Raw genomic sequence first — 21,259 nt, 5'->3', positions numbered from 1 at the left:
CGAGCGTCAGAATTGGGTGAAGACGCCGAACAGCGGCGCGGCGCGCAGCGTGTCGTGCCAGATCTTCTTGAGGTTGCTGTTGCCGACGATCACCACGTCGCGCGCGAGGATCGCCGGATCGGGATCGTCGCCGCGACGGACGCGGGCGACGTTGAACACCGCCGCCATCCGCTTGCCCTCGACATAGCGGATCACCAGCACTTCGTTCAGCGCGGCATTCTCGGTTTCGCCCTTGGCGAGCGCCATCGCGTCGAGCAGCGTGGTCGCGCCCTGGATCGGGTAGATGCCGGGTTCCGTCACCTGTCCCTGCACGGTGATGCGCTGCGACACCGAGCTGGAGACGACGACGCTGACCTGCGGATTGACGTAGAAGCGTGCGCCGAGACGCTGGCGGATCACCTCGGCGAGCTGCGTCGTGGTCAGCCCCCCGGCATGAATCCGTCCGATCAGCGGCATCGACAGATCGCCCGAGGCGTCGACGACGACGCCCTTGCTGGAGATGTCGCCTTCCTGAAACACGGTGATGTCGACCGAATCGAGCGGCCCGATGCGATAGTCCTGCGCGGTCAGTTCGCCGACCGGTGCGGGTATCACCTCATAGGCCGCGCTGCCCGACCGCACGTTCGGCCCGATGTTCGGCCCCGAACACCCGCCGACCACCAGACATAGTACCGCCGTCAGCGACGCTCGTCGCCGAGAAGCTACCCCAAGCGTCATTCCATCATCCCGCTCAAACCCCGGTGCAGGCCGTATCATTCTTTTTGACGGCCGCATACCGCAACCCACGCGATCATGCGCATCTGGTGGGTGTGGTGCGGTCGATCAGCCGGTCCGGGCAAGCGTCACGTCGTCGATCCATGCCGATACCGCCCGGTTCGTCTCGCCCAGCCGGACGCGCATTTCGCTGTCGTCGCACCCACCGGGCAGGCGGAAGGTCCCGGCGTAGCGTTGCCAGCCACGATCCGCGACCGGTGCGGGCAGCGTCGCCGCGACCGGCGGCGCGTCGCCACACGCGACGATCCAGTCGAGCGCGGGGAGCGGACCGTCGCTGCGCAGGACGAAGCCCAGCCGGTAGGTACCGGGCAGCAACCGGGTCCGCTGCGCCAGCGGCGTGCCGGCGGACCCGGCATCGGCGGCGATCTCGACCGCCTGTCCGTTCCACGGCTGGTCGGGCTCGCCGATCGCGACGCGCACCCCGGCGGCGGGCGGCGCGCGCCAGTCGAACGGCGGTGCGGCGGGCGGCAATGCGCCGGCCGGAGCATCGAACCCGCCATTGCCGATCCGCCCGGTGCCCCCGGCGATCCGCCACAGCCGTTCGGCAGCGACCATGTCGCCGGCCTCGGCCAGTCGCCACAGCGTCAGCCGGACCTCGTCGGTGCGAACCGGCACGCCGGCCCGCGCCAGATCGCCATAGAAGGCGGCCAGCGCGTCGACGCGGTCGGGGGCGCCGCGTGCGAGCGTGTTGAGGAACCCTTGCCGCCAGCCGGGTTTCTCCGCCAGCCGACGAGCGATCGCGCTGCGGCCCTCGGGCAGATCGAACAGCCGGCTCATCTGCGCATAGAGGATCGGCGCCAGTTGCCGCTGGCGCAGCAGCGCGTCGATCCGTTCGAGCGCGAAGTCGAACGCACCGGCGTTGATCGCCTCGCGCACCAGCCACAATTGCGTCGGTGCGTCGCGCCAGCCGAGCTGCGCCGCTTGTCGTAGCAGCGTCTGTCCGGTCGCGGTATCGCCCCGCGCGATGGCGGCCAGCCCGGCGACCCGCACCGCGACCGCGTCCATCGGCCGGATGGCGAGCGCGCGCTGCGCGGCGGCTTCCGCCGCCGCCGCCTGTGCGGGAAGCGGGTGCTGCGCGGCGACCATCGCCCACGCCCGGCCGGACCATGGCGCGACCTGCGCGGCGGCGGCCCCTTGCCGGCCGTGCATCAGTTGCTGCGACAATCCTTGCGCCAGCGCCTGCCATGCAGCGCCCAGCAGGACGACCGCGACGACGATACGCCACGCGATGCCACTGCGCCGGCGTGCCGGCGCGACCGCCGGTGGCGCGAGCAGCGCGACCAGTGCCGCGAACAAGGTCAGCAGCGCGCTCATCCGCAGCGGGAAATCGACGATCGATCCCGCCAGCAGCATGACGATGCCGCCGGTGGCCCCGATCGCCACGCCGCGCCGGGTCGTGGCATCGGCCCCGTCCGTGCGCAACGCCGCGACCAGTCCCCAGCCGACCAGCACCAGTCCGGCCAGCGCCAGCGCCAGCGCGGGCACGCCTCCCTCCATCGCCAGTTCGAGATAGTCGCTGTGCGCGTGCGGCACGGTCAGGAACTGGATCTGGTCGAGCGGTTCGACGACGGGATACACCGTCTGGAAACTGCCGAAGCCCGTGCCCCATGGCAGCGACTGGCGCAGCGCGAACAGGCTGTTGTCCCAGTAGTTGTAGCGATCTTCCTCCCCGACCGTCGCGAAGCGGGCGAGGACGCCCTGCACCAGCGGGGTGAACCACAGCGCGACCGCCGCGACCATGGCGACGCCGATCGTCGCGGGCAGCCAGCGACCGTGTCGCACCCGGCGGACGAAGGGCAGCAGCGCGCCGGCCAGCGCCAGCGGCAGGAGCAGCAGCGCGGTCCGCGACGCGCTGGCCAGCACACCCATCGCCAGCAGGGCGACGATCGCGAGGAGCGCGGGGAACGGCAGGCGGCCGATGCCGCCCACGCCGCGCCGATCGGGAACCAGCACGCCGGGGACGGTGGATACCAGCATCGCGACCAGCAGGAACACCGCCTGATGGTTGCGGTTGACGAACAACCCGACGCCATAGCCGCGGTGTGCGGTGTCGTAGAGCAGCGGCGCGGCATCCGGCCCGGCCGCGATCTGGAGCGCGGCGACGAGTATGCCGAGCAGCGCGATTGCGACGACGATACGCAACGCAACGAGCCGTGCGGTCCATGACAGCCCCAGCACCGCCAGCAGCGCGGCCAGCGCCGGCAGTTGCGCGAGCAGCGTCGCCCGCGTGGCATCGGGGGAGAGGCTGAGCGGTCGCGATACGCCTTCCCAGCCGAGGATGCGGTAGATGGCGACGGCCTGTTCCTGCCCGCCCAGCGTGCTCCACATGCTCCATGGCAACGGGATCAGTTGCGCGAGCGGCAGCAGCAGCGCGAGCGCGGCGAGCGCCAGCAACGCCTTGCCGAACGGGCCGATCGCGGCATGGCGCAGCCGCAGCGCCGACCAGCCGATCACGCCGATCGCGGCCCATTCGATCGCCGTTTCGACCAGCGGATAATAGGTGCCGCCGCCACCCAGCAGCAGGACGAAGGCGAGATAGACGAGCGGCACGACCTCACCCCGCCACGCGCGGTCGTCCGTCCCGCCGGCATCCGGATAGGGAAGGTTTGCGGATCGACGCGGGGCGTGCGATCCGCCGGCGAAGGAGGCGCTGCGGGCCATGGTCATCCGTTCCAGATTGTTCGCGCCGTGGTGGCGATGGATCGCGCTCGTGCTGTGCATGATCGCGATGCCGGCATCGGCCGGAGCGTCACCGGTCGACGACGATCTGGCACTGGAAACCCGCATCGCCACGATCGGCTATCGTCTGGCGCGCGGCGCACAGGCGCGCTGCGCGGTACCCGAAAAGATGTCCGGCCTGATACTCCACGACATCGGCGGATATGCGCAAAGCGACCGTGCCGCAATCGCCAAGTCGCTGGGACTGGGCGATGGTTTCGGCGTCCGCGCGGTCGTGGCGAACGGCGCGGCGGCGCGGGCCGGGGTGCGGGCGGGCGATGAGATCGTCGCGATCGACGGTCGCGACCTGACCGGCTTCGCGCGCGATGCGATCGGCGCGGCGGCTTCGTTCGACCGGACCGAACGGATGGTCGACTATCTGGCCGGCGCACTGGCGCGGGGGCCGGTAACGATCGGTATCCGGCGCGACGGGCAGGCGTTGTCGCTGATGTTGGCCGGCGATGCGGGATGCGCGGCGCGTTTTGCGGTCGCGATCGAGGACGGGGTCAACGCCCGCGCCGACGGGCGCTATATCGCGGTCACGTCCGGCCTCGCGCGGCTTGCGTCGCGGGACGATGCGCTCGCCTTTGCGATGGCGCACGAGATGGCGCACATCCTGCTCGGCCATGTCGCGGCGCGCCGCGCGGCACGCGACCGGGTGGACGTGCGGGCGCAGGAACTGGCGGCGGACCGGCTGGCGGTGGCGATCATGGTCGATGCCGGCTTTGCGCCCGCCGCCGCGATCCCGCTGCTGGAGGCGGTGTCGCGCGGGCGGATCGACTGGCTCGATCGCGACCATCCCGCCACCGCCGTCCGTATCGCCGCGTTGCGCGCGGTGCTGGCCGGGGACGGGTCAGGCGTTCAGCACATAGGTGATGATGAAACAGGCCGCCGTCAGTAGCAGCATCGCGGTGATGAACGTCGCATCGGCAATCCGTTCCAGCCGGTGGAGCCGCCGTGCCGACTGGGTCCGCATCGCGAAATAGGAACTGAGCGTCGCGATCAGGAACGTCAGCGCATCGATCGAGAGCAGGTCGTCGGCGAAGCTGTGCTGGCGGTGCAGCGACAGGGTGACGTGAAGCAGCCCGATCCCGGTCAGGCAGACGCCGACCATCGCCGCGGCGATCGGGCAGATCATGTGGCAGATGCGCTCGTCGAGCGGCCTGGCGCGCCGGCGGTGGCTGGTCCGGGGGGTATCCGACCGGTTGGTTCGTTCTGCCGTGCTCTGCATCGCCTGGCTCCCTGCCGCCCACACCGGACCATCTGACGCGCCGGATGCTACCGCCGGCTGGCCGGATCGTGACGTTTCGGTCATCCGGCATAAAAAAACGTGGCCGGCATGGATGCCGACCACGTCAGGGGAGGGAAGGGTTGAACCGGACCGATCAGAAGCGGCCGCGGATGCCGACCAGCAGCGTGCGGCCGGGATTATATTCGTTGAAGGTCGCGTTGGGGAACTGGAAGTAGCTCGCCTGCGCCTGCTTGGTGATGTTGATGACGTTGACGACGACGGTCGGCAGATAGTCGTTGCCGAGGATCTTGCCGAGGTCGACGTTGCCCGAGAAGTCGAGCTGACCATAGTTGCGGCCGAAGATCGCGCCGTTGGTGATGCCGTTCTGGTTCAGCCCCGAACCCTGCGACCCTTCGTTGTAGGTGTAGGTCAGCCGCGTCGACAGGCCGTTGCCCTCATAATAGCCGGTCAGCGTATAGGTGGTGGGGGCGACGCCTAGCGCGACGGCGGGGGCGCCGGTGCCTTCACCCTTCTGGTCGATCAGCGTCAGGTTGCCCTGCACGCCGAAGCCCTCGACGCCGATATGGCGCGTCAGGAAGTCGAGCGGCTGGGTGATCTGGAATTCCAGACCGTTGACCTTCAGCTTGCCGTTGGCGTTCACCTGCTGCTGGATCTGGATCAGCACCTGTTCGGGGGCGATGCCCGAGGGGCGGGCGCGATCGATCAGCGCCTGCTGCTGCGCCTGCGTCAGCGACGAGAAGGTGATGCCGAAGGGTTCGAGCGTCGAGAAGGGAACGGTGTTGACGCCGTTGATGGTGAAGCCGGTGATCGACTTGCGGAACGCCGCGACCGCGATCACGCCTTCGCCGCCGGTATAATATTCGAAGCCGAGGTCGATATTGTCCGAGATATACGGGTTAAGCGCGTTGTTGCCGAGCGTGCCGACGTCGGCCGAGGGCTGGACGAAGCTGGCGCCTGGCAGGAGCTGGTTCGGATCGGGCCGGGTCATCGTCCGCGAGATCGAGCCGCGCGCCACCGCCTTGCGCCCGAAGTTGTAGGCGATGCTCGCCGAGGGCAGGAAGTTGGAATAGAGCCGGTTCGTCTCGGTGAAGTTGATGATCGGCGCATAGCACGACCCGTCGAGCGCGAAGTTGTTGGCGCTGCTGCCCGGGCAGGTCACGCCGTTCCGCGTGTTGAGCGGATTGGGCACGGTGGTGCGCCCGCCGACGACCTGTTCGGTACGGACATAGCGCACGCCGCCGTTCAGGCGGATGGTATCCTCGTCACCCACGTCGAACACGCCGTTCATCTCGACGAAGGTGCCCGTCACCTTTTCGCGGATCAGGCCGCCGTTGGCGCCGCTGCTGCCCGCCCCCGTCTCGGTCGCGCCGGCGAGCAACTGGTCGTACCCGGTCGCCGCCTTCACCTTGTTCCAGTCGACGGTGACGAAGCCATTGTCGCCGGGCAGCAGATAGGAGGGGACCGCCGCCGTCGGGATGATCGACCCGCGATAAACGAGCGGCGCGCCGCCGACGGTCGCCGCCGTGCCGTACGCCGGATAGGTCGGATAGCCCGAGGGTGCGACCGTGCCGGGCACGTTGGCGCCGTCGCAGATCGGCTGGCGGTTCGGGCTGGGCAGCACCACGCTGGGGTTGTTGCCACAGATCGCGGCCTGCCACGGAATGGTGTTGTCGAACGGCGTGATCCGGCGGCTGACGTCGTCATAGGCGCCGCCGACGCGGACGCTGAAACGCTTTTCGTCGCCGAACAACAGGCTGCCGCGGATGCCGCGCGTCTCGGTCTTGCGCTCCTCGCCGTTCAGGTTGACGCGGCCGCCGCCCGCCCAGCCGAAATTGGCCGGATTGTTGAGATCGACGTTGCTGGTGATCGACGGAATGCCGCCGTCGTTCTTGTAGGTGACGGTCGTTCCGCTGCTCGGCGGGGTGATGACGAGGAAGGTCGGGCTTTCGCGGCGGAAGTTGCTCTGCGTGTAGTTGGCCTGCAGGTCGCCCTTGATGAAATCGTTGACGACGAACTCGGCACCGGGGTTCACGCCCCAATAGTCCTGCGTGTCCTTGTAGGGGCGATATTCGAGGAAGAACTGCGCATTGGCATAGGTGCCGCCGGTGACGGTGCAACCGGCCGAACAGTCGGTCTTGTCATAGGTGGTGTTGAGCGGGATCGCCGCGCCGTTGCGCACCGCCCAGTTCATCGCGGTGCGGGTGAATTCGGTATCGCGCTTGGCGTACATGCCATCGACATAGAAGTGCAGCGCGTCGCTCGGCCGCCATTCGAGGCTGACGAGACCGTTGTAGCGGGTGCGTTCGCCGATTTCGGTGCGCGGACGGCCGAGGCGCGGCAGGATGCCGTTGTCGATCTGGTCGATCGTCGCACCCGGATTGTTGCGCAGCAGGAACGCCTGATCGATCACCGTACCGGCGATCAGGCCGTTGCCGGCATTGGCGGGGACGGTCGTCGGAATGGTGAAGTTGCCGCCGCCGGTCGCGTTGCGGGTCGCCGAGCTGCTCTGTGCGGCGGTCAGATTGGGGTTGGTCCAGCCGACCGTCTCGAACCCGTCGACGCGGAACTGGTTCTTGACCGCCGCGCCGCCGACGAGAATGCCGAAGTCGCCGAAGGTCGCGCTGGCCAGCACATGGCCGCGATAGCCCCATTTGTCGGCGGTGCTGACCTTCGAACCCTGAAGGCCATAGCTGATATAGGGCTTGGGATTGTCGAACGGCCGTGCCGAACGCAGGTTGACGGTGCCGGCGGCACCCCCTTCGATCTGGCTGGCGGTCGGGGACTTGCTGACGGTCAACTGGGTGAACAGCTCGGTCGGGATCAGGTCGAGGTCGACTTCGCGGTTGGTGCTCTGCGCATCGAAGCGGACCGAGGCGATCGCCGCCGGCGCGCCGTTCAGCAGCACGCGGGTGAAGTTGGTGCCAAGGCCGCGGATCGCGACGTTGGCGCCTTCGCCGGTCACTTCGCGGCTGATGGTCACGCCGGGGATGCGGTTGACCGATTCGGCGATGTTGGTGTCGGGGAACTTGCCGATGTCCTCGGCGAAGATCGTGTCGGTGAAGCCGATCGAGTTGCGCTTGGCGTTGGTCTGGCTGGTCAGCGACGCGCGGTAGCCGGTGACGACGATGTCGTCATTGCCGGTGGTGGACGGGTCGGCCGGGGCCTGCGCGGTCGAATCGATCGCGGTCGGCTGGGTCGCGCCGGCACCATCCTGTGCCTGCGCCTCGGCGGCGGTGGTTTCGGTGACGACGGTAGCGGTCGGCGGGGTGGTGGTCTGCGCCAGCACCGGCCAGGCGGTGGTGCCCAGCAACAGCATCGAGAGCGAACCCGCGCGACGCAACAAACCCGTGGTGGCCATGAAACCTCTCCCCAATGACGCCGCGGATTCGCGGTCTGATGGAAAGGTGGTAGCGCTATCAGATGGGTTGCGTCAACTGGCTAGACCAATTGTATGAATCGTCTTGCCGCAACCGGTCTGGCGTGCCGCCCGGCCGAAACCGGGCGGCAGCCGGCCGGGTCAGCGACGGCGCATCGGGTCGATCGTCACGATCGTGCCGTCGGGATTATAGGTCAGTTCCGTCACCTTGACGTTGCGCAGCCGCGTCTGTCCCGACAATTGCGTGTCGGCATAGAACAGCCACCATTTGCCGTTCGCCTTCACGATCGAATGGTGCGTCGTCCAGCCCTCGACCGGATCGAGGATGCGGCCGGTATAGGTGAACGGTCCGTAGGGCGAGGTGCCGATCGCATAGTTGATGTAGTGCGTGTTGCCGGTGGAATAGCTGAAATAATATTTGCCGTTATATTTGTGCATCCACGACGCTTCGAAGAAACGCCGGTCGTGATCGCCGCCGAGCAGCGGCTTGCCCTGCGGATCGAGGATCACGACGTCGCGCGGGGCCTCGGCGAATTCGGTCATGCTGCCGTCGAGCGCGGCGACCTTGGGCATGAGGGCCGGCTTGTCGTCGGCCCTCAGGTCGGTCTTGGAGCCGTTCGGGTCGTAGGTGCCGGTGGTGTTGCGCTGCAACTGTCCGCCCCAGATTCCGCCGAAATACATATAGCTGCGGCCATCGTCGTCGGTGAACACCGCCGGATCAATCGAGAAGCTGCCCTTGATCGGCTGGGGGTTGGGCACGAACGGGCCGGTCGGCGATTTCGAGGTGGCGACGCCGATGCGGAACGCGCCCTGCCGGTCCTTGGCCGGGAAATAGAGATAATAGGTATCGCCCTTCTTCGCGGCATCGGGCGCCCACATCTGGCTGGCGGCCCATGGCACCTGCGCCACGTCGAGCGCGACCGGATGCAGCGTGACCGGCCCGCCGACGCGGTCCATGCTCATCACGCGATAGTCGCGCATCTCGAAATGCGCGCCCAGATCGTCCTCGGGGGTCGGCCCGTCGATGTCGTGGCTGGGATAGACGTAGATCTTGCCGTTCCACACATGTGCCGAGGGGTCGGCGGTGTAGATTTCGCTAACCAGCGGCTGCGACAGATAGCGCGCCGGATCGGACCGCGCGGCGGGGGCGGCGGCACTGGCCATTACGGGCGGGGTCGGGGCCGTGGTGGTACACGACGCGAGCATCGCGGCGGACATGGTCGCCGCCCAAGTCATTCTGGTCATCGTCTCTCCTGATCGCCGCCATCGCCGGTGGTCAGGCCGATCGTTAGCGCTATCACCGCCGGTTGGGCAAGGTCGCGTTCGCCTGGGATGGCGTGGTCATTGGTCTTACAATATAACGGGCGGATGCCAAACCACGGACGGCATATGGCAGGTTGACGATCGGTCGATCGCCGGGGATGATAGCGGTAACGAGAAATAATCCGGCCCAAGGAGAGACAATGCCGCGGTATCCCGATCATCGGTACGCCGCCTGCGCGATCGCGCTGACAATATTGGTCAGTCCGGTCGCCGAGGCCCAGACGCAACGCATCCGGCTGGACGAGTGGCGGTTCCAGCAAGGCGATCCGGCGGGGAACACCGTCGACCTGCGGTACGACGTGCGGCCGGTGGTCGAGCGCAGCGCCGACGGCAAGGTCGCCGACGCCATGCCCGATGCGGCGGTCGTGGTCGACGCGGCGAACCAGCGGGTGTTGAAACCGTGGATCCTGCCCAGCGCCAATGCCTTCATCGCCGATCCGGCGAAGCGCCATGTCCGGCCGGCGGGCGATCCGGGCAGCGACGTCCCCTATGTCCGTGCGACCTTCGACGATGCCGCGTGGCAGCGGGTGCAGTTGCCGCACGACTGGGCGATCGCCGGACCGTTTCTGAAGGACGGCCCCTATGGCGGCATGGGGCGGCTCAGGACCTGGGGGCCGGCATGGTATCGCCGGACGATCGACATCGCCGCCGCCGATCGCGGCAAATCGGTGTTCCTCGATGTCGAGGGGGCGATGGCCTATGCCACCGTCTGGCTGAACGGGCATCTCGTCGGCGGCTGGCCCTATGGCTATAATAGCTGGCGGCTCGACCTGACGCCCTATGTCGTGCCGGGCCAGCGCAACCAATTGTCGATCCGGCTCGACAATCCGCCCGAATCGGCGCGCTGGTATCCCGGCGCCGGCCTCTACCGCGACGTGTGGCTGGTAAAGACCCGGGCAGTGCATGTCGCGCAATGGGGCAGCGTCGTGCGGACGCCCAGCGTGTCGAAGGAGGCGGCCGAGGTCACGCTGGCGCTGAGCGTCGACAACGACGATACGACCCCCGCGACCGTCGAGGTGACGAGCGACCTCTACGCACTCGACGCCAATGGCGCGCGCACGGGCAAGGCGGTGGCGCGGATCGCGCCGGTGCGGCAGACGGTGGCGGCAAAGGCGACCGCCCGGTTCGACGGGCGTACCACCATCGCCCATCCGCGGCTGTGGGGACCGCCGCCGACACAGGCGCCCAACCGCTATGTCGCGGTATCGCAGGTGCGGCTGAACGGACGGCTGGTCGACAGCTACGAGACACGCTTCGGCGTGCGCGACATCCGGTTCGAAGGGGCGCGGGGCGTTCTGGTCAATGGCGAGGCGGTGACGCTGAACGGCGTCAACAACCACCATGACCTCGGCGCGATCGGCGCGGCGTTCAACATGCGCGCGGCCGAACGGCAGTTGGAAATCCTGCGCGAGATGGGCGTCAACGCGATCCGGCTGAGCCACAATCCGCCGGCGCCGGGGCTGCTCGAACTGACCGATCGCATGGGGTTCCTCGTGATCGACGAGGTGTTCGATTCGTGGGAGCGCAAGAAGACCCCGCTCGATTTCCACCTGATCTTTCCCGACTGGCACGAAGCCGATCTGCGCGCGATGCTGCGGCGCGACCGCAACCACCCGTCGATCATGCTGTGGAGTGTCGGCAACGAGGTGGGCGAGCAATATACCGGCGAGGAGGGGGCGAAGATCGCACGCGAACTGGTGTCGATCGTGCGGCAGGAGGATACGCGGCCGACGACGACCGCGATGAACTATGCCAAGCCCGACATGCCGCTTCCGGCCGAAGTCGACGTCATCAACATCAACTATCAGGGCGGCGGCATCCGCACGTTGCCGGGGCAATATCCCGGTTTCCGCGCGAAATTCCCGACCAAGGTATTGTTCGAGAGCGAGAGCGCGTCGGCGCTGAGCAGTCGCGGCGAGTATCTGTTCCCGGTGTCGGGCAGCGTCAGCGGACCGGTACGCCCCGGCTCGGGCGGCGATCCGGTAACGCATCAGGTGAGCGCGTATGAACTGCACGCCGCCGATTTCGGATCGACGCCCGACCGCGAATGGTCGGCGATCGACCAGAATCCGGGGGTCGCGGGCGAGTTCGTCTGGACCGGCTTCGATTATCTGGGCGAGCCGACGCCCTATTATACCTCGCGCAGCTCCTATTCGGGGATCGTCGATCTCGCCGGTTTTCCGAAGGACCGCTACTGGCTGTATCAGGCGCGCTGGCGGCCCACCCTGAAATTCGCGCATATCCTGCCGCACTGGAGCTGGCCCGGCCGCGAGGGTCAGGTGACGCCGGTGCAGGTGTTCAGCTCGGCGGACGAGGCGGAGCTGTTCGTGAACGGCGTGTCGCAGGGCCGGGTGAAGCGCGCGCCCTATGCCTATCGCTTCCGCTGGGATTTCGTGACGTACCAGCCGGGCGAGGTGAAGGTCGTGACGTGGAAGAACGGCCAGCCATGGGCGAGCGAAACCGTGGCGACGACCGGTGCGGCGACCGCGTTGAAGGCCAGCGTCGATCGCAACCGGATCATGGCGGACGGCCGCGACCTCGCCTTCGTCACGCTCGACGTGGTCGATGCGGCGCAGCGAATCGCGCCGGCGGCCAAGCCGCCGGTCCGCTTCCGGGTGGAGGGGCCGGGCGTGCTGGTCGCGACCGACAACGGCGATCCGACCGACCTGACCGCCTTTCCCTCGGCGGTGCGGCATGCCTTCAACGGCAAGGCGCTGGCGATCGTCCGCGCCGACGAAGGCGCGCGCGGGCCGATCACGCTGATCGCCGAGGCCGACGGACTGGTCCCGGCGCGGGTCGTCATCACGCCGGTTCCGCCCGGCTGATCGCGGCCGCCGGCGGGGTGCCGGCGATGCGACCGAACAATATCGCCAAAGCCTGATCCATCCGCTATGGGCCGCTCGCCCGGCGCGATGCCGACACCCGGGCGGTGTGAAGCTGTCACACTTCGTCGATAGGACGACCCGTTCATTCGGCAGGGGAATATCGATGACGAGCGCAGCGCTGGAGCGGGATGGACGCCCCGGCCCGAAACTGGACGACAATTTCGGTCGTGCCGGTTCCCTTGGGTTCGTTGTGGCAATCATCGCCGCGCTCGGATACGTGTTCTACAACGTCTATCGCGATGCCGCCGCCGTCAGCGTCGATCCGCTGACGCTGATGCCCTTCGCGCTGCTGTTGCTGGCGCTGGTGATCGCGCTCGGCTTCGAATTCGTCAACGGTTTCCACGACACCGCCAATGCGGTCGCCACCGTGATCTATACCAATTCGATGCCGGCGCATGTCGCCGTCGTGTGGTCCGGGGTGTTCAATTTCCTCGGCGTGCTGCTGTCGACGGGGGCGGTGGCGTTCGGGATCATCTCGCTGTTGCCGGTCGAGCTGATCCTTGGCGCCGGCTCGGCGTCGGGGTTCGCGATGGTGTTCGCGTTGCTGATCGCGGCGATCGTGTGGAACCTCGCCACCTGGGCGCTCGGCATTCCGTCGTCGTCGTCGCATACGCTGATCGGATCGATCATCGGCGTCGGCGTGGCGAATGCGATCATCCAGGGGCGCAGCGGTTCGGCCGGCGTCGACTGGGACAAGGCGGCGGACATCGGCAAGGCGCTGCTGGTATCGCCAGCGATCGGTTTCGGCGTGGCGGCGTTGCTGTTCCTTGCGATGAAGACGCTGGTGCGCAACCGCGCGCTGTATGAAGCACCGGTCGCCGATACGCCGCCGCCGCTATGGATTCGCTGCCTGCTGATCTTCACCTGCACCGGCGTCAGCTTCGCACACGGATCGAACGACGGGCAGAAGGGCATGGGGCTCATCATGCTGATCCTGATCGGCACGGTGCCCACCGCCTATGCGCTCAACCGCGCGGTGCCCGCGCAATATGAGGCGCAGTTCGCCACCAACAGCGCCGCCGCGCTCCGCGTGCTCGGCCCGCGTGCGCAGGTGCAGGCCGCGCCCGAAGAAGCGGCCGCCCGCACCCGGGCGCAAAGCTACATCGCCTCGCACAAGATCGCCGCCGACACCGTGCCCGCCGTGTCGACGATGATCGGCGCGATCGACCAGCAGGTCCGCGAATATGGCCGTCTGGCCAAGGTGCCCGCCGCCGTCAGCGGCAACATGCGCAACGACATGTATCTGACGTCGGAAGCGATCAAGCGGCTGTCGAAGGAGAATGCGCTGGCGCTGACCGACGCCGACAAGCAGGTGCTGACCGAATATCGCGGCTCGCTCGATTCGGGCACGCGCTTCATCCCGCTGTGGGTGAAGGTCGCGGTCGCCTTCGCGCTCGGGCTCGGCACCATGGTCGGGTGGAAGCGGATCGTCGTGACGGTCGGCGAGAAGATCGGCAAGACCCACCTGACCTATGCGCAGGGCGCGTCGGCCGAACTGGTGGCGATGGGCACGATCTTCGGTGCCGACAGCCTCGGCCTGCCGGTGTCGACCACGCATGTCCTGTCGTCGGGCGTGGCCGGAACGATGGCGGCCAACCGGTCGGGGTTGCAGATGGCGACGGTGCGCAACCTGCTGATGGCATGGGTGCTGACGCTGCCGGTGTCGGTGCTGCTGTCGGGGTCGCTGTACTTCCTGCTCAACAAGCTGTTCTGATTTCGGCGGCGGGGAACGCAGGACCATGCCGACCCCGCCGTTGCAGCGCGATCCCGTCGCCTGGGCGATCCTGCTGCTGACATGGTTTTCGTGCGCATGGTTCGGGTCTTGGGAGTTTAATCCGAACAACGCGGTGCGGATGTTCGCCGCGATCGCGATCGTCGAACAGGGCGATGCGACGATCGATCGCTATGCGCCGATGACGATCGACAAGGCACGGTTCGGCGAGCATTATTATTCGGACAAGGCGCCGGGCATGACCTTGCTCGCGCTGCCGGTCGTCGCGGTGGCCGACCGGGTGTCGGGGGTGAAGTCGAGTGACTATACCCCGGCGTTCGAGGACCCCGGCTTCAACCGCTTCCTGAAAATCCGCATCCGGCTGGTCGCGGCGCTGGTCTGCGCGGGCCTTACCGCGCTGGCGGCGATGCTGCTGTATGGCTGGGTGCGCGGCCTGATGGATGATGCGGGCGCGGGCGTGGTCGCGGCGCTGAGCTATGGGCTGGGCACCACCGTCTGGGGATGGTCGACGACGATCTTCGGCCATGCGCCGGTGGCGGCGTTGCTGGTGATCGCCGGCTGGGCGGTGTGGCGGGGGAGCGCGTCGCCCGCGATCCCGTGGCGCTATCCGCTGGTTGCCGGGCTGGCGCTGGGCTGGGCGGTGTTGATCGAGCATTCGGCGCTGATCGCCGGGCTGCCGGTCGGGCTGTACGCGCTATGGCGCCTGCGCGACCGGAACCGCGCCGAACAGGGCCGGGCGGCGGGAATCGTGTTGGTGGCGGGGGCGAGCGCGCTGTTGCTGCTGGTCGGCTACAACTGGTTCGCGTTCGGGACGGTGTTTCGCCTCGGCTATTCGGGCGTCACCGATTTTGCGGGCATGCAGGAGGGGCTGTTCGGGCTGACCTATCCCAAGCCCGATGTCCTGTATCAACTGACCTTCGGCGAGCGGCGGGGCATGCTGTGGGTCGCGCCGATCCTGATCGTCGCGCCGTTCGGTATCGCGATGCTGATCGCCGATGCGCGCACCCGTGCGGTCGGATGGCTGGCGCTGGGCGGGGCGGTCCTGCCGTTCCTCATCAACGCTTCCTATTATTACTGGGACGGCGGCAATGCTACGGGTCCGCGCCATGCGCTGCCCGCCGTGGGGTTCCTGTGCCTCGGCATCGGCATGTTCTGGGCGAGAGCGCTGCGCTGGTCGCGGCTGGCGGTGGCGGCGCTGCTCGCCGGATCGATCGTGCTCAACATGGCCATCGCCAGCGCCGAGATCACCGCGCCGGGCAGCGTCGAGCGCGCGGTGCGCGACGGCGTGTTCGTCGAGCGGTTCAATCCGGGCTATCTGCGCACCGTCGCCGACGAATGGCTGGGCTATACCCCGTGGCAGGGGCTGGCGATCTGGGCGGTGGTGGCGGGTCCGATGCTGGCGGTGCTGGTGCTGCTCGTGCGGCGGCGGCCCGCCTGATCGTTTATTCGGCGGCCTGCGCCTGGGCCGCAGGGATGTCGAAACCGAAGCGCGCCTCCACGTCCGGGTCGAGCCATGCGTGGATATGGGCAAGGTCCGCGTCCGATACCCGATCGTAGCGGGTCGGCACGAACTTGCGGAAACCCTGCCCCTTGTAGCTGTCGTGCGACACGAAGGGTTCGCTGCGGGTGAGGCCGGTGGCCGCCGCCAGAGCGTCGATCACCCCCTGCGGGTCGGCGAGGAACGCATCCTGCCCGAGCAGCGCGACATGGTGCGCGCGGTCGCCAAGCTCGCTCCAGTGGCGCAGCTTCGCGGTCCGCTTGGCGAGCGGGTTGGCGAACCGGTCGCCGGTCATGGGGCAGCGTTCGTGCAGCATCTCGCGCCCCAGCACCGGATGATCGGCGTCGACCCCCCAGAATTCCCGGTCCCAATAGCTGTGCCACGGCGCGCGGATGAAGTCGGAGAAGCCGAGCGCCTTGAGATCGGGATGCGCGTGCCATGGCTGGCGGTGCAGGCTGCGTACCCAGTCTACGGCATCGCGCGCGATCACCAGCACCATCACGTCGCGTGGGAACAACACTTGTTCGGGGACGAACCAGTGTTTGAAACCGCAGCTTTCCGTAAAGGCGGCGGGCCCGAGGTTCGCCTCGATCGAGCGGATCAGCACGTTGGTGCCCGAACAGCGTTGTCCATAGACCTGGATCGCCCGGATCGGGGCGTGCCCACGCCGAAGCAGCGACAGGCCGGGACGGGGGCTGGTCCAGGGTTCGGACATGGGTAATTCCTAGCGATCGGATCGGAAATTGTTGCGCTACCGCAATAACTTAGCTATGCGGGATACGCCGGGTGCGAACAAGGGTTCCCCGGCCGGAACGCAGCGTACGCCGCTGTCGATAGTCGGGTTTTCCGGGGGATATATGACGACACGGCCGATCACCTTATTCATCCATCATCAAGGGCGCGGACACGCCAATCGCGCGATGGCGATCATCCGCGAACTGCCGGCGACACGTCGGGTAACGATCCTGTGCGCGCGGCCCGATCTGTTCGACGGGTTCGACCGGCCGGTCGAGCTGATCGAACTGCCCAACATGATCGGTGCGCCGGTGCCGACGCGGGCGCTGTTCGACCAGCCGACGCCCGAGGTGCTGCACTGCGTGCCCTTGGGCGTCGATGCGACGCGGCGGACGATGCGCACGATCCTCGACCATCTCGACGATGTCGGCCCTGCGCTGTTCGTGGTCGACGTGTCGGCGGAGATCGCGCTGATGGCGCGGATCGCGAGCGTGCCGGCGATCAAGATCCGCATGCACGGCGACCGGACCGATCCGGGGCATCTGGGTGCCTATCAGGCGTGCGTCGGGCTGCTGGCGCCGTTCGATCAGGCGATCGAGCAGGATGATTTCCCCGACTGGGCGCGGGCCAAGACCTGCTACACCGGCGGCCTGTGTACCACGACCGATCCGGTGCCATCGAAAGCCGAGGCGCGGGCAAGGCTCGGGATCGATCCGGCGCGTGAGGTCGTGCTGGTGCTGACCGGCGGGGGCGGGGCGGGGACGCCCTATGCCCCGCTGACGATGGCGGCGCGGGCGGTGCCGGATGCGCTGTGGCTGGTGATCGGGCCGGTCCACCGCGAGGGGCATGAAACCGACTTCGGCAATCTGGTGGAGAAGGGCTGGGTCGCGAACGTCACCGATCATATCGCGGCGGCCGACGTCGTCATCGCGTCGGCCGGGGACAATACGGTGCACGAGATCGCGCGGGTCGGCCGGCCCTATATCTGCGCGCCCGAATGGCGCTATTTCGCCGAACAGACGCGCAAGGCCGACCGGCTGGCCGAGGTCGGCGCGGCGGTGGCGCTACACCGCTGGCCGGGGTCGCTCAGCCCCTGGCGCGGGCTGCTCGACGCGGCGAAGGCGCTCGATCCGGCGGCGCTGGCGGCGCTGTACGATCCCGCCGCCGCCGCCCATGCCGCCGATTATATCGAAGGGCTGGCGGTACGGCTCTGGGCGGAGTGACGCGCGGCGCGGGCGAAACATCCCGCGGCGACCAGCCAGAGCGTGCCGAACAGGGCGATGCCGAGCGTGACTTCATACACGCCCTGCCCGCCCGGCGCGGCCCAGCCCAAGGTCCAGCCGAGCGTGCCGGCAAGCAACTGGGCAAGCGCGGTGCCCTGCATCACGCGGACCATGCCGGCGCTGCCGAACCGGACGAACAGCCCGCCGAGGATGGCGATGGCGAGGACGATCAGGAACACCGCATTGGCCGGATTATCCCCGTCGCCGAGCAGGCCGACCGCGGCGTTGCTCCATAGCAGCAGGAAGGCGGTGCCGATCGCGACGATCGCGCCCGCGCGATAGGCAGGGTTGCCCGAGGTGCGCACCGCCAGCTCGATCATCCCGCCGAGTGCGGCGAACATCGCGGCGGCGAAGCCGTAATCCGCCGGCGTCCATGGTGCGCCCGCCGCCCATGGCAGCAGCAACAGACCGGCGAGGCCGCCCCATCCGAGAAGCCGCCAGGGAAAGGTGGGTCGCCGGACCGTGCGCATCGGAACCTCCATCGTCGTGATCGATCGGACGATAGGCGGACGATGTGCGGCGGGTATCGAGCCGGCATGCAGATTTGGTGGATTCGGTCCTGGGTCGGATCGACATTTAACGGAATGGCTTCCCAATCTGCTCCCCTCCCTGAAAGGGAGGGGGTGGGGGTGGATTGGCCGGTTGTGGAGCGCTTACGTTTCCTCTCGGGCCGACCCACCCCCAACCCCTCCCTTTCAGGGAGGGGAGCCACCAAAAGCCAACGTCTGGCTGAATGCCGATCCCAGCTAACTGAACAACGCATCCCCGCGCCGGCTGGCGGCGATTTCGGCGGGGGTAGGATCGCGCAGGCGTTCGATCGCGGTCGCGTCGGCGGTCCAGCGGATCAGCCCGGCGGCGGCGAACTGGCCGAGCCAATAGTCCATGCACCACCGGCCCCAGCGTTCGCGGAAGCGGGCGGCGTTGCGCAGGATCGGGTCGAACTGGTGGAGCGGGGGGACGTGGACCGCGTGATGCTGATGCCATGCGACCGCGCCGCCGACCCATGCCATCGGCACGCCCGCCGCATGGAGCCGCCACGCGAAGTCGGTTTCCTCGCCGCCATAGCCGACATAGCCCTCGTCCATGCCGCCCGCCGCATCCCATGCGAGGCGGGGGAGGGCGAACGACAGGCCCCAGAGTTCGCCATGGCTCGGCACCGGGCGGACCTCGTCGTCGGCGAGCGCCGGTTTGGCGGGGTGGCGCTCGCCGATGTGCGGCAAGGTCGCTGGATCGACCGGGCCGGGCGGCAGATAGCGGACTTCGCCGAGACAGACGCCGGGCGCGTCGGCGAGCACGGCGGCATAGCGTTCGACCAGCGTCGGCGAGGGGATGCAGTCGACATCCAGAAAGATCAGCGTGTCACCCTGTGCGGCGGCAGCGGCGGCGTTGCGCGCGCGGGCGAGCGGCATCGGATCGCCGGGGACGAATATCTCGCGCAACCGTACGCCGGGATCGGGCAGGCCCGACGGCGCGGCATCCTGCATATAGGCGATGACGATTTCGTCGGGCGCACGGGTCTGACGGGCGATGCCAGCGAGCAACTGCGCAAGATGCCCCTCGCGGCCGCGCACCAGCGTGCAGACCGAAATCACGCGATCAGCCGCCGGTCGGGCTGCGCGCGAAAATGGGCGACGCCTTCCATGATGCCGAACGCATAGCCGGTCCGCGCGACATAGCTGTGCGCGAGGTCGGCGCGCTGCGCCAGGCCGTCCGAATAATTGCCGACGATGATCGATCGGGCGCAGGCGCGCAGCATCTCGACATCATTGCCGCTGTCGCCCGCGACGATCACCTGATCGGGGCGCAGGCCATGGTGCTGGCGGACATATTCGACCGCCGTGCCCTTCGACGCGGCGAGCGGCAACACGTCGAGATAGCGGCCGTGGCTGTGGATCACCGAGGCGGTGACGCCGGCGGCGGCGAGCAGGTCGCGCACCCGTTCGGTGATGTCCGCCTCGCCGCCGGTGAAATAGCTGAGCTTGTGGCTGCGCTGTTCGAGCGGGCTTTGCGGGCGGAGGTCGGCGACGGTGGCGAGCAGCCGCGCGATGGCGGCGCGGTCCCAGCCGGCGTCGATCCGCCGGGTCCACGCATCGTCGCGGGCATAGACGCCGCCGTGGACGTGGTGGTAGATTTCCGATCCGACCGAGGTAATCATGACGGCGGGCGGCGCGACATGGTTCTGCGCGAGGATCGCCAGCGCGCTGTGCAGGCTGCGCCCCGTCGCGATGCCGAACGCCATGTCGCGCTGGTCGCCGTGCCACAGGTTGAACGCGGCGGCGGCCTCCGCTTCGCCGAGCAATGTGTTGTCGATGTCGGAGACGAGCAGCAGGCGCGGCGACTCCATCACCGGGGCCGGCGGGGCGATGACCGCCTGCGCCAGTTCGACATAGCGTTCGACATGGCCGTCCCAGTCGTACAGCCTGGCCGCGACCGCCCCGGCCTGCGAATACCGGTCCCACAGCATGTCGTCGGACAGGATTTTCAGCACCGCCTGACCGATGGCATGCGGATCGCGCGGATCGACGAGGATGCCGTTGCCGCAGCCTTCGATGATGTCGTTCGGCCCGCCGCTGTCGGTCGCGACCAGCGGCAGGCCCGAGGCGGCGGCTTCGAGCAGGGTGAGGCCGAACGGTTCGTTGAGCGCGGGGTTGACGAACACGCCGCGCCGCGCGCGGGCATAGGCATAGATCGCCGGGACTTCGTGCGGCGCGTGGCTCTTGGGAAGTGCTACCGATCCATACAGGTCGTAGCGGTCGATCAGCGCGAACAGTTCGGCCATGTTGCCGGCGAGTTCGGGTTCGAGGCTGCGCGGATCGTCGCGGGTGCCGGCGACGATGACGAGGTTCGCGGCGGTCTGCAGCGCGGGGCACCGGCCATAGGCATGGACGAGGGCGGCGAGGTTCTTCTTGCTGACCGGCCGGGCGATGGCGAGGATCGCGGGCTTGGTCGGATCGGCGAGGAACCGGTCGATCCGGGCGTCGACCAGCGTATCGGTGCAGGTGCCGGCGAACAGCGCGAGATCGCTGCCCGGCGGGATGATGCGGATGCGGCCGGGATCGTAGCTCGGATAGCCGGCGTACTGCACCTCCGCCTCGTCGCGCGAGGAGGCGATGATCGCGGCGGCCCCGGCGATCGCGCGGTCCTCGATCGCGATGCGGCGGTCGATGCCCTGCGTCTCGGCGCAATCGGTGCCGAACGCAGTCCGCTTGACCCGGCCGAGCGAATGGGCAGTGAACAGATAGGGGATGCCGAGCCGGTCCCGGATCGCCGCCGCCACCGCGCCGGCATCGGCATAATGGGCATGGATCAGGTCGGGCCGGCGGTCGAGCGTTGCGATATGCGCGACCAGCGCGTCGACCGTGGTTTCATGCTCGGCCCACAATGCCTCCTTGGCCATATAGGCGTCGCTCGCCGAGCGCAGGCGGACGAGGCGGGTCGTCGCATCGATCGGTTCGATCGCGCGCCAATAGCGCTCGCCGGCAGGTCCGCCGCGAAAGGCACGGGTAACGATTTCCTGCCGTTCGATGTCGGGATGCCGCCCGCCGGCCGTGACCAGATCGAGCAGGTAGCGGATGTGGCCGCCGGTGTCGGCCGTAACGCCATATTCCACCTCGCGCGCACGAAGACAGCCCTGCAACGCAAGATGTAGGATGAACATTACGGAACTTTCCCGTTTAAATACG

14 protein-coding genes are annotated in these 21,259 nt (G+C 68.1%); 5 read left to right on the top strand and 9 right to left on the bottom strand.

Going from position 1 to position 21,259, the window contains the following annotated elements; genetic code table 11:
* Positions 1–6: 6 nt before the first annotated feature.
* Positions 7–717, bottom strand: a complete 711-nt coding sequence (locus LRA89_RS05225; RefSeq protein WP_230769301.1) for a polysaccharide biosynthesis/export family protein — start codon at positions 715–717, stop codon at positions 7–9.
* Positions 718–822: 105 nt separating this feature from the next.
* The gene (locus tag LRA89_RS05220) at positions 823–3,435 is read right to left on the bottom strand and encodes an O-antigen ligase family protein (protein WP_230769300.1); all 2,613 of its coding nucleotides are present in this window, start codon (positions 3,433–3,435) and stop codon (positions 823–825) included.
* On the opposite strand from LRA89_RS05220, the gene LRA89_RS05215 reads away from it, so the two are divergent.
* On the top strand, positions 3,434–4,393 hold the full coding sequence (locus LRA89_RS05215; RefSeq protein WP_230769299.1) for a M48 family metalloprotease: 960 nt from the start codon (positions 3,434–3,436) through the stop codon (positions 4,391–4,393). The two genes, LRA89_RS05220 and LRA89_RS05215, sit on opposite strands and share 2 nt — an antisense overlap.
* Here the strand turns inward: LRA89_RS05215 and LRA89_RS05210 are convergent.
* From LRA89_RS05210 to LRA89_RS05200, 3 genes are all read right to left on the bottom strand, one after another.
* On the bottom strand, positions 4,346–4,723 hold the full coding sequence (locus LRA89_RS05210) for a hypothetical protein (protein ID WP_230769298.1): 378 nt from the start codon (positions 4,721–4,723) through the stop codon (positions 4,346–4,348). The two genes, LRA89_RS05215 and LRA89_RS05210, sit on opposite strands and share 48 nt — an antisense overlap.
* Positions 4,724–4,877: 154 nt before the next feature.
* Entirely contained in the window at positions 4,878–8,102 is a 3,225-nt protein-coding gene (locus LRA89_RS05205; protein ID WP_230769297.1) for a TonB-dependent receptor, read from the bottom strand.
* A 159-nt stretch (positions 8,103–8,261) separates the two neighbouring features.
* Complete coding sequence (locus tag LRA89_RS05200; RefSeq protein ID WP_230769478.1) at positions 8,262–9,284, bottom strand: glycoside hydrolase family 43 protein; 1,023 nt, start codon at positions 9,282–9,284, stop codon at positions 8,262–8,264.
* A 299-nt stretch (positions 9,285–9,583) separates the two neighbouring features.
* Here LRA89_RS05200 and galB point away from each other — a divergent pair, with 299 nt between their 5' ends.
* The 3 genes from galB (at position 9,584) to LRA89_RS05185 (ending at position 15,498) form a co-directional block, all read left to right on the top strand.
* Complete coding sequence (gene galB / locus LRA89_RS05195) at positions 9,584–12,268, top strand: beta-galactosidase GalB (RefSeq protein WP_230769296.1); 2,685 nt, start codon at positions 9,584–9,586, stop codon at positions 12,266–12,268.
* Between the two features lie 163 nt (positions 12,269–12,431).
* Positions 12,432–14,042: an inorganic phosphate transporter gene (locus tag LRA89_RS05190; RefSeq protein WP_230769295.1), complete on the top strand. Its 1,611-nt coding sequence runs from the start codon at positions 12,432–12,434 to the stop codon at positions 14,040–14,042.
* Positions 14,043–14,067: 25 nt separating this feature from the next.
* Complete coding sequence (locus LRA89_RS05185) at positions 14,068–15,498, top strand: hypothetical protein (RefSeq protein WP_230769294.1); 1,431 nt, start codon at positions 14,068–14,070, stop codon at positions 15,496–15,498.
* Between the two features lie 4 nt (positions 15,499–15,502).
* On the opposite strand, the gene LRA89_RS05180 is transcribed toward LRA89_RS05185, so the two are convergent.
* Positions 15,503–16,273 (bottom strand): hypothetical protein, encoded by a 771-nt coding sequence (locus LRA89_RS05180; protein WP_230769293.1) that lies wholly within the window; start codon positions 16,271–16,273, stop codon positions 15,503–15,505.
* A 205-nt stretch (positions 16,274–16,478) separates the two neighbouring features.
* Here LRA89_RS05180 and LRA89_RS05175 point away from each other — a divergent pair, with 205 nt between their 5' ends.
* Positions 16,479–17,516 carry a glycosyltransferase gene (locus LRA89_RS05175; RefSeq protein ID WP_230769292.1) on the top strand — a complete coding sequence of 346 codons (1,038 nt, stop codon included), beginning with the start codon at positions 16,479–16,481 and terminating at the stop codon, positions 17,514–17,516.
* On the opposite strand, the gene LRA89_RS05170 is transcribed toward LRA89_RS05175, so the two are convergent.
* The 3 genes from LRA89_RS05170 to LRA89_RS05160 all read right to left on the bottom strand — a co-directional run bounded on the left by LRA89_RS05170 (position 17,477) and on the right by LRA89_RS05160 (position 21,234).
* Entirely contained in the window at positions 17,477–18,046 is a 570-nt protein-coding gene (locus tag LRA89_RS05170; protein ID WP_230769291.1) for a hypothetical protein, read from the bottom strand. The genes LRA89_RS05175 and LRA89_RS05170 overlap by 40 nt on opposite strands.
* A gap of 276 nt (positions 18,047–18,322) precedes the next feature.
* Positions 18,323–19,168, bottom strand: a complete 846-nt coding sequence (locus LRA89_RS05165; RefSeq protein ID WP_230769290.1) for a glycosyltransferase family 2 protein — start codon at positions 19,166–19,168, stop codon at positions 18,323–18,325.
* Positions 19,165–21,234, bottom strand: a complete 2,070-nt coding sequence (locus LRA89_RS05160; protein ID WP_230769289.1) for an HAD-IIB family hydrolase — start codon at positions 21,232–21,234, stop codon at positions 19,165–19,167. The genes LRA89_RS05165 and LRA89_RS05160 overlap by 4 nt, the downstream gene beginning before the upstream one ends.
* Between the last annotated feature and the right edge of the window lie 25 nt (positions 21,235–21,259).

The organism is Sphingomonas sp. Leaf4, from assembly GCF_920939515.1.
GTDB lineage: Bacteria > Pseudomonadota > Alphaproteobacteria > Sphingomonadales > Sphingomonadaceae > Sphingomonas.
The sequence above is the reverse complement of the archived record's forward strand: the minus strand, read 5'-3'. Positions and strand labels throughout refer to the sequence as shown.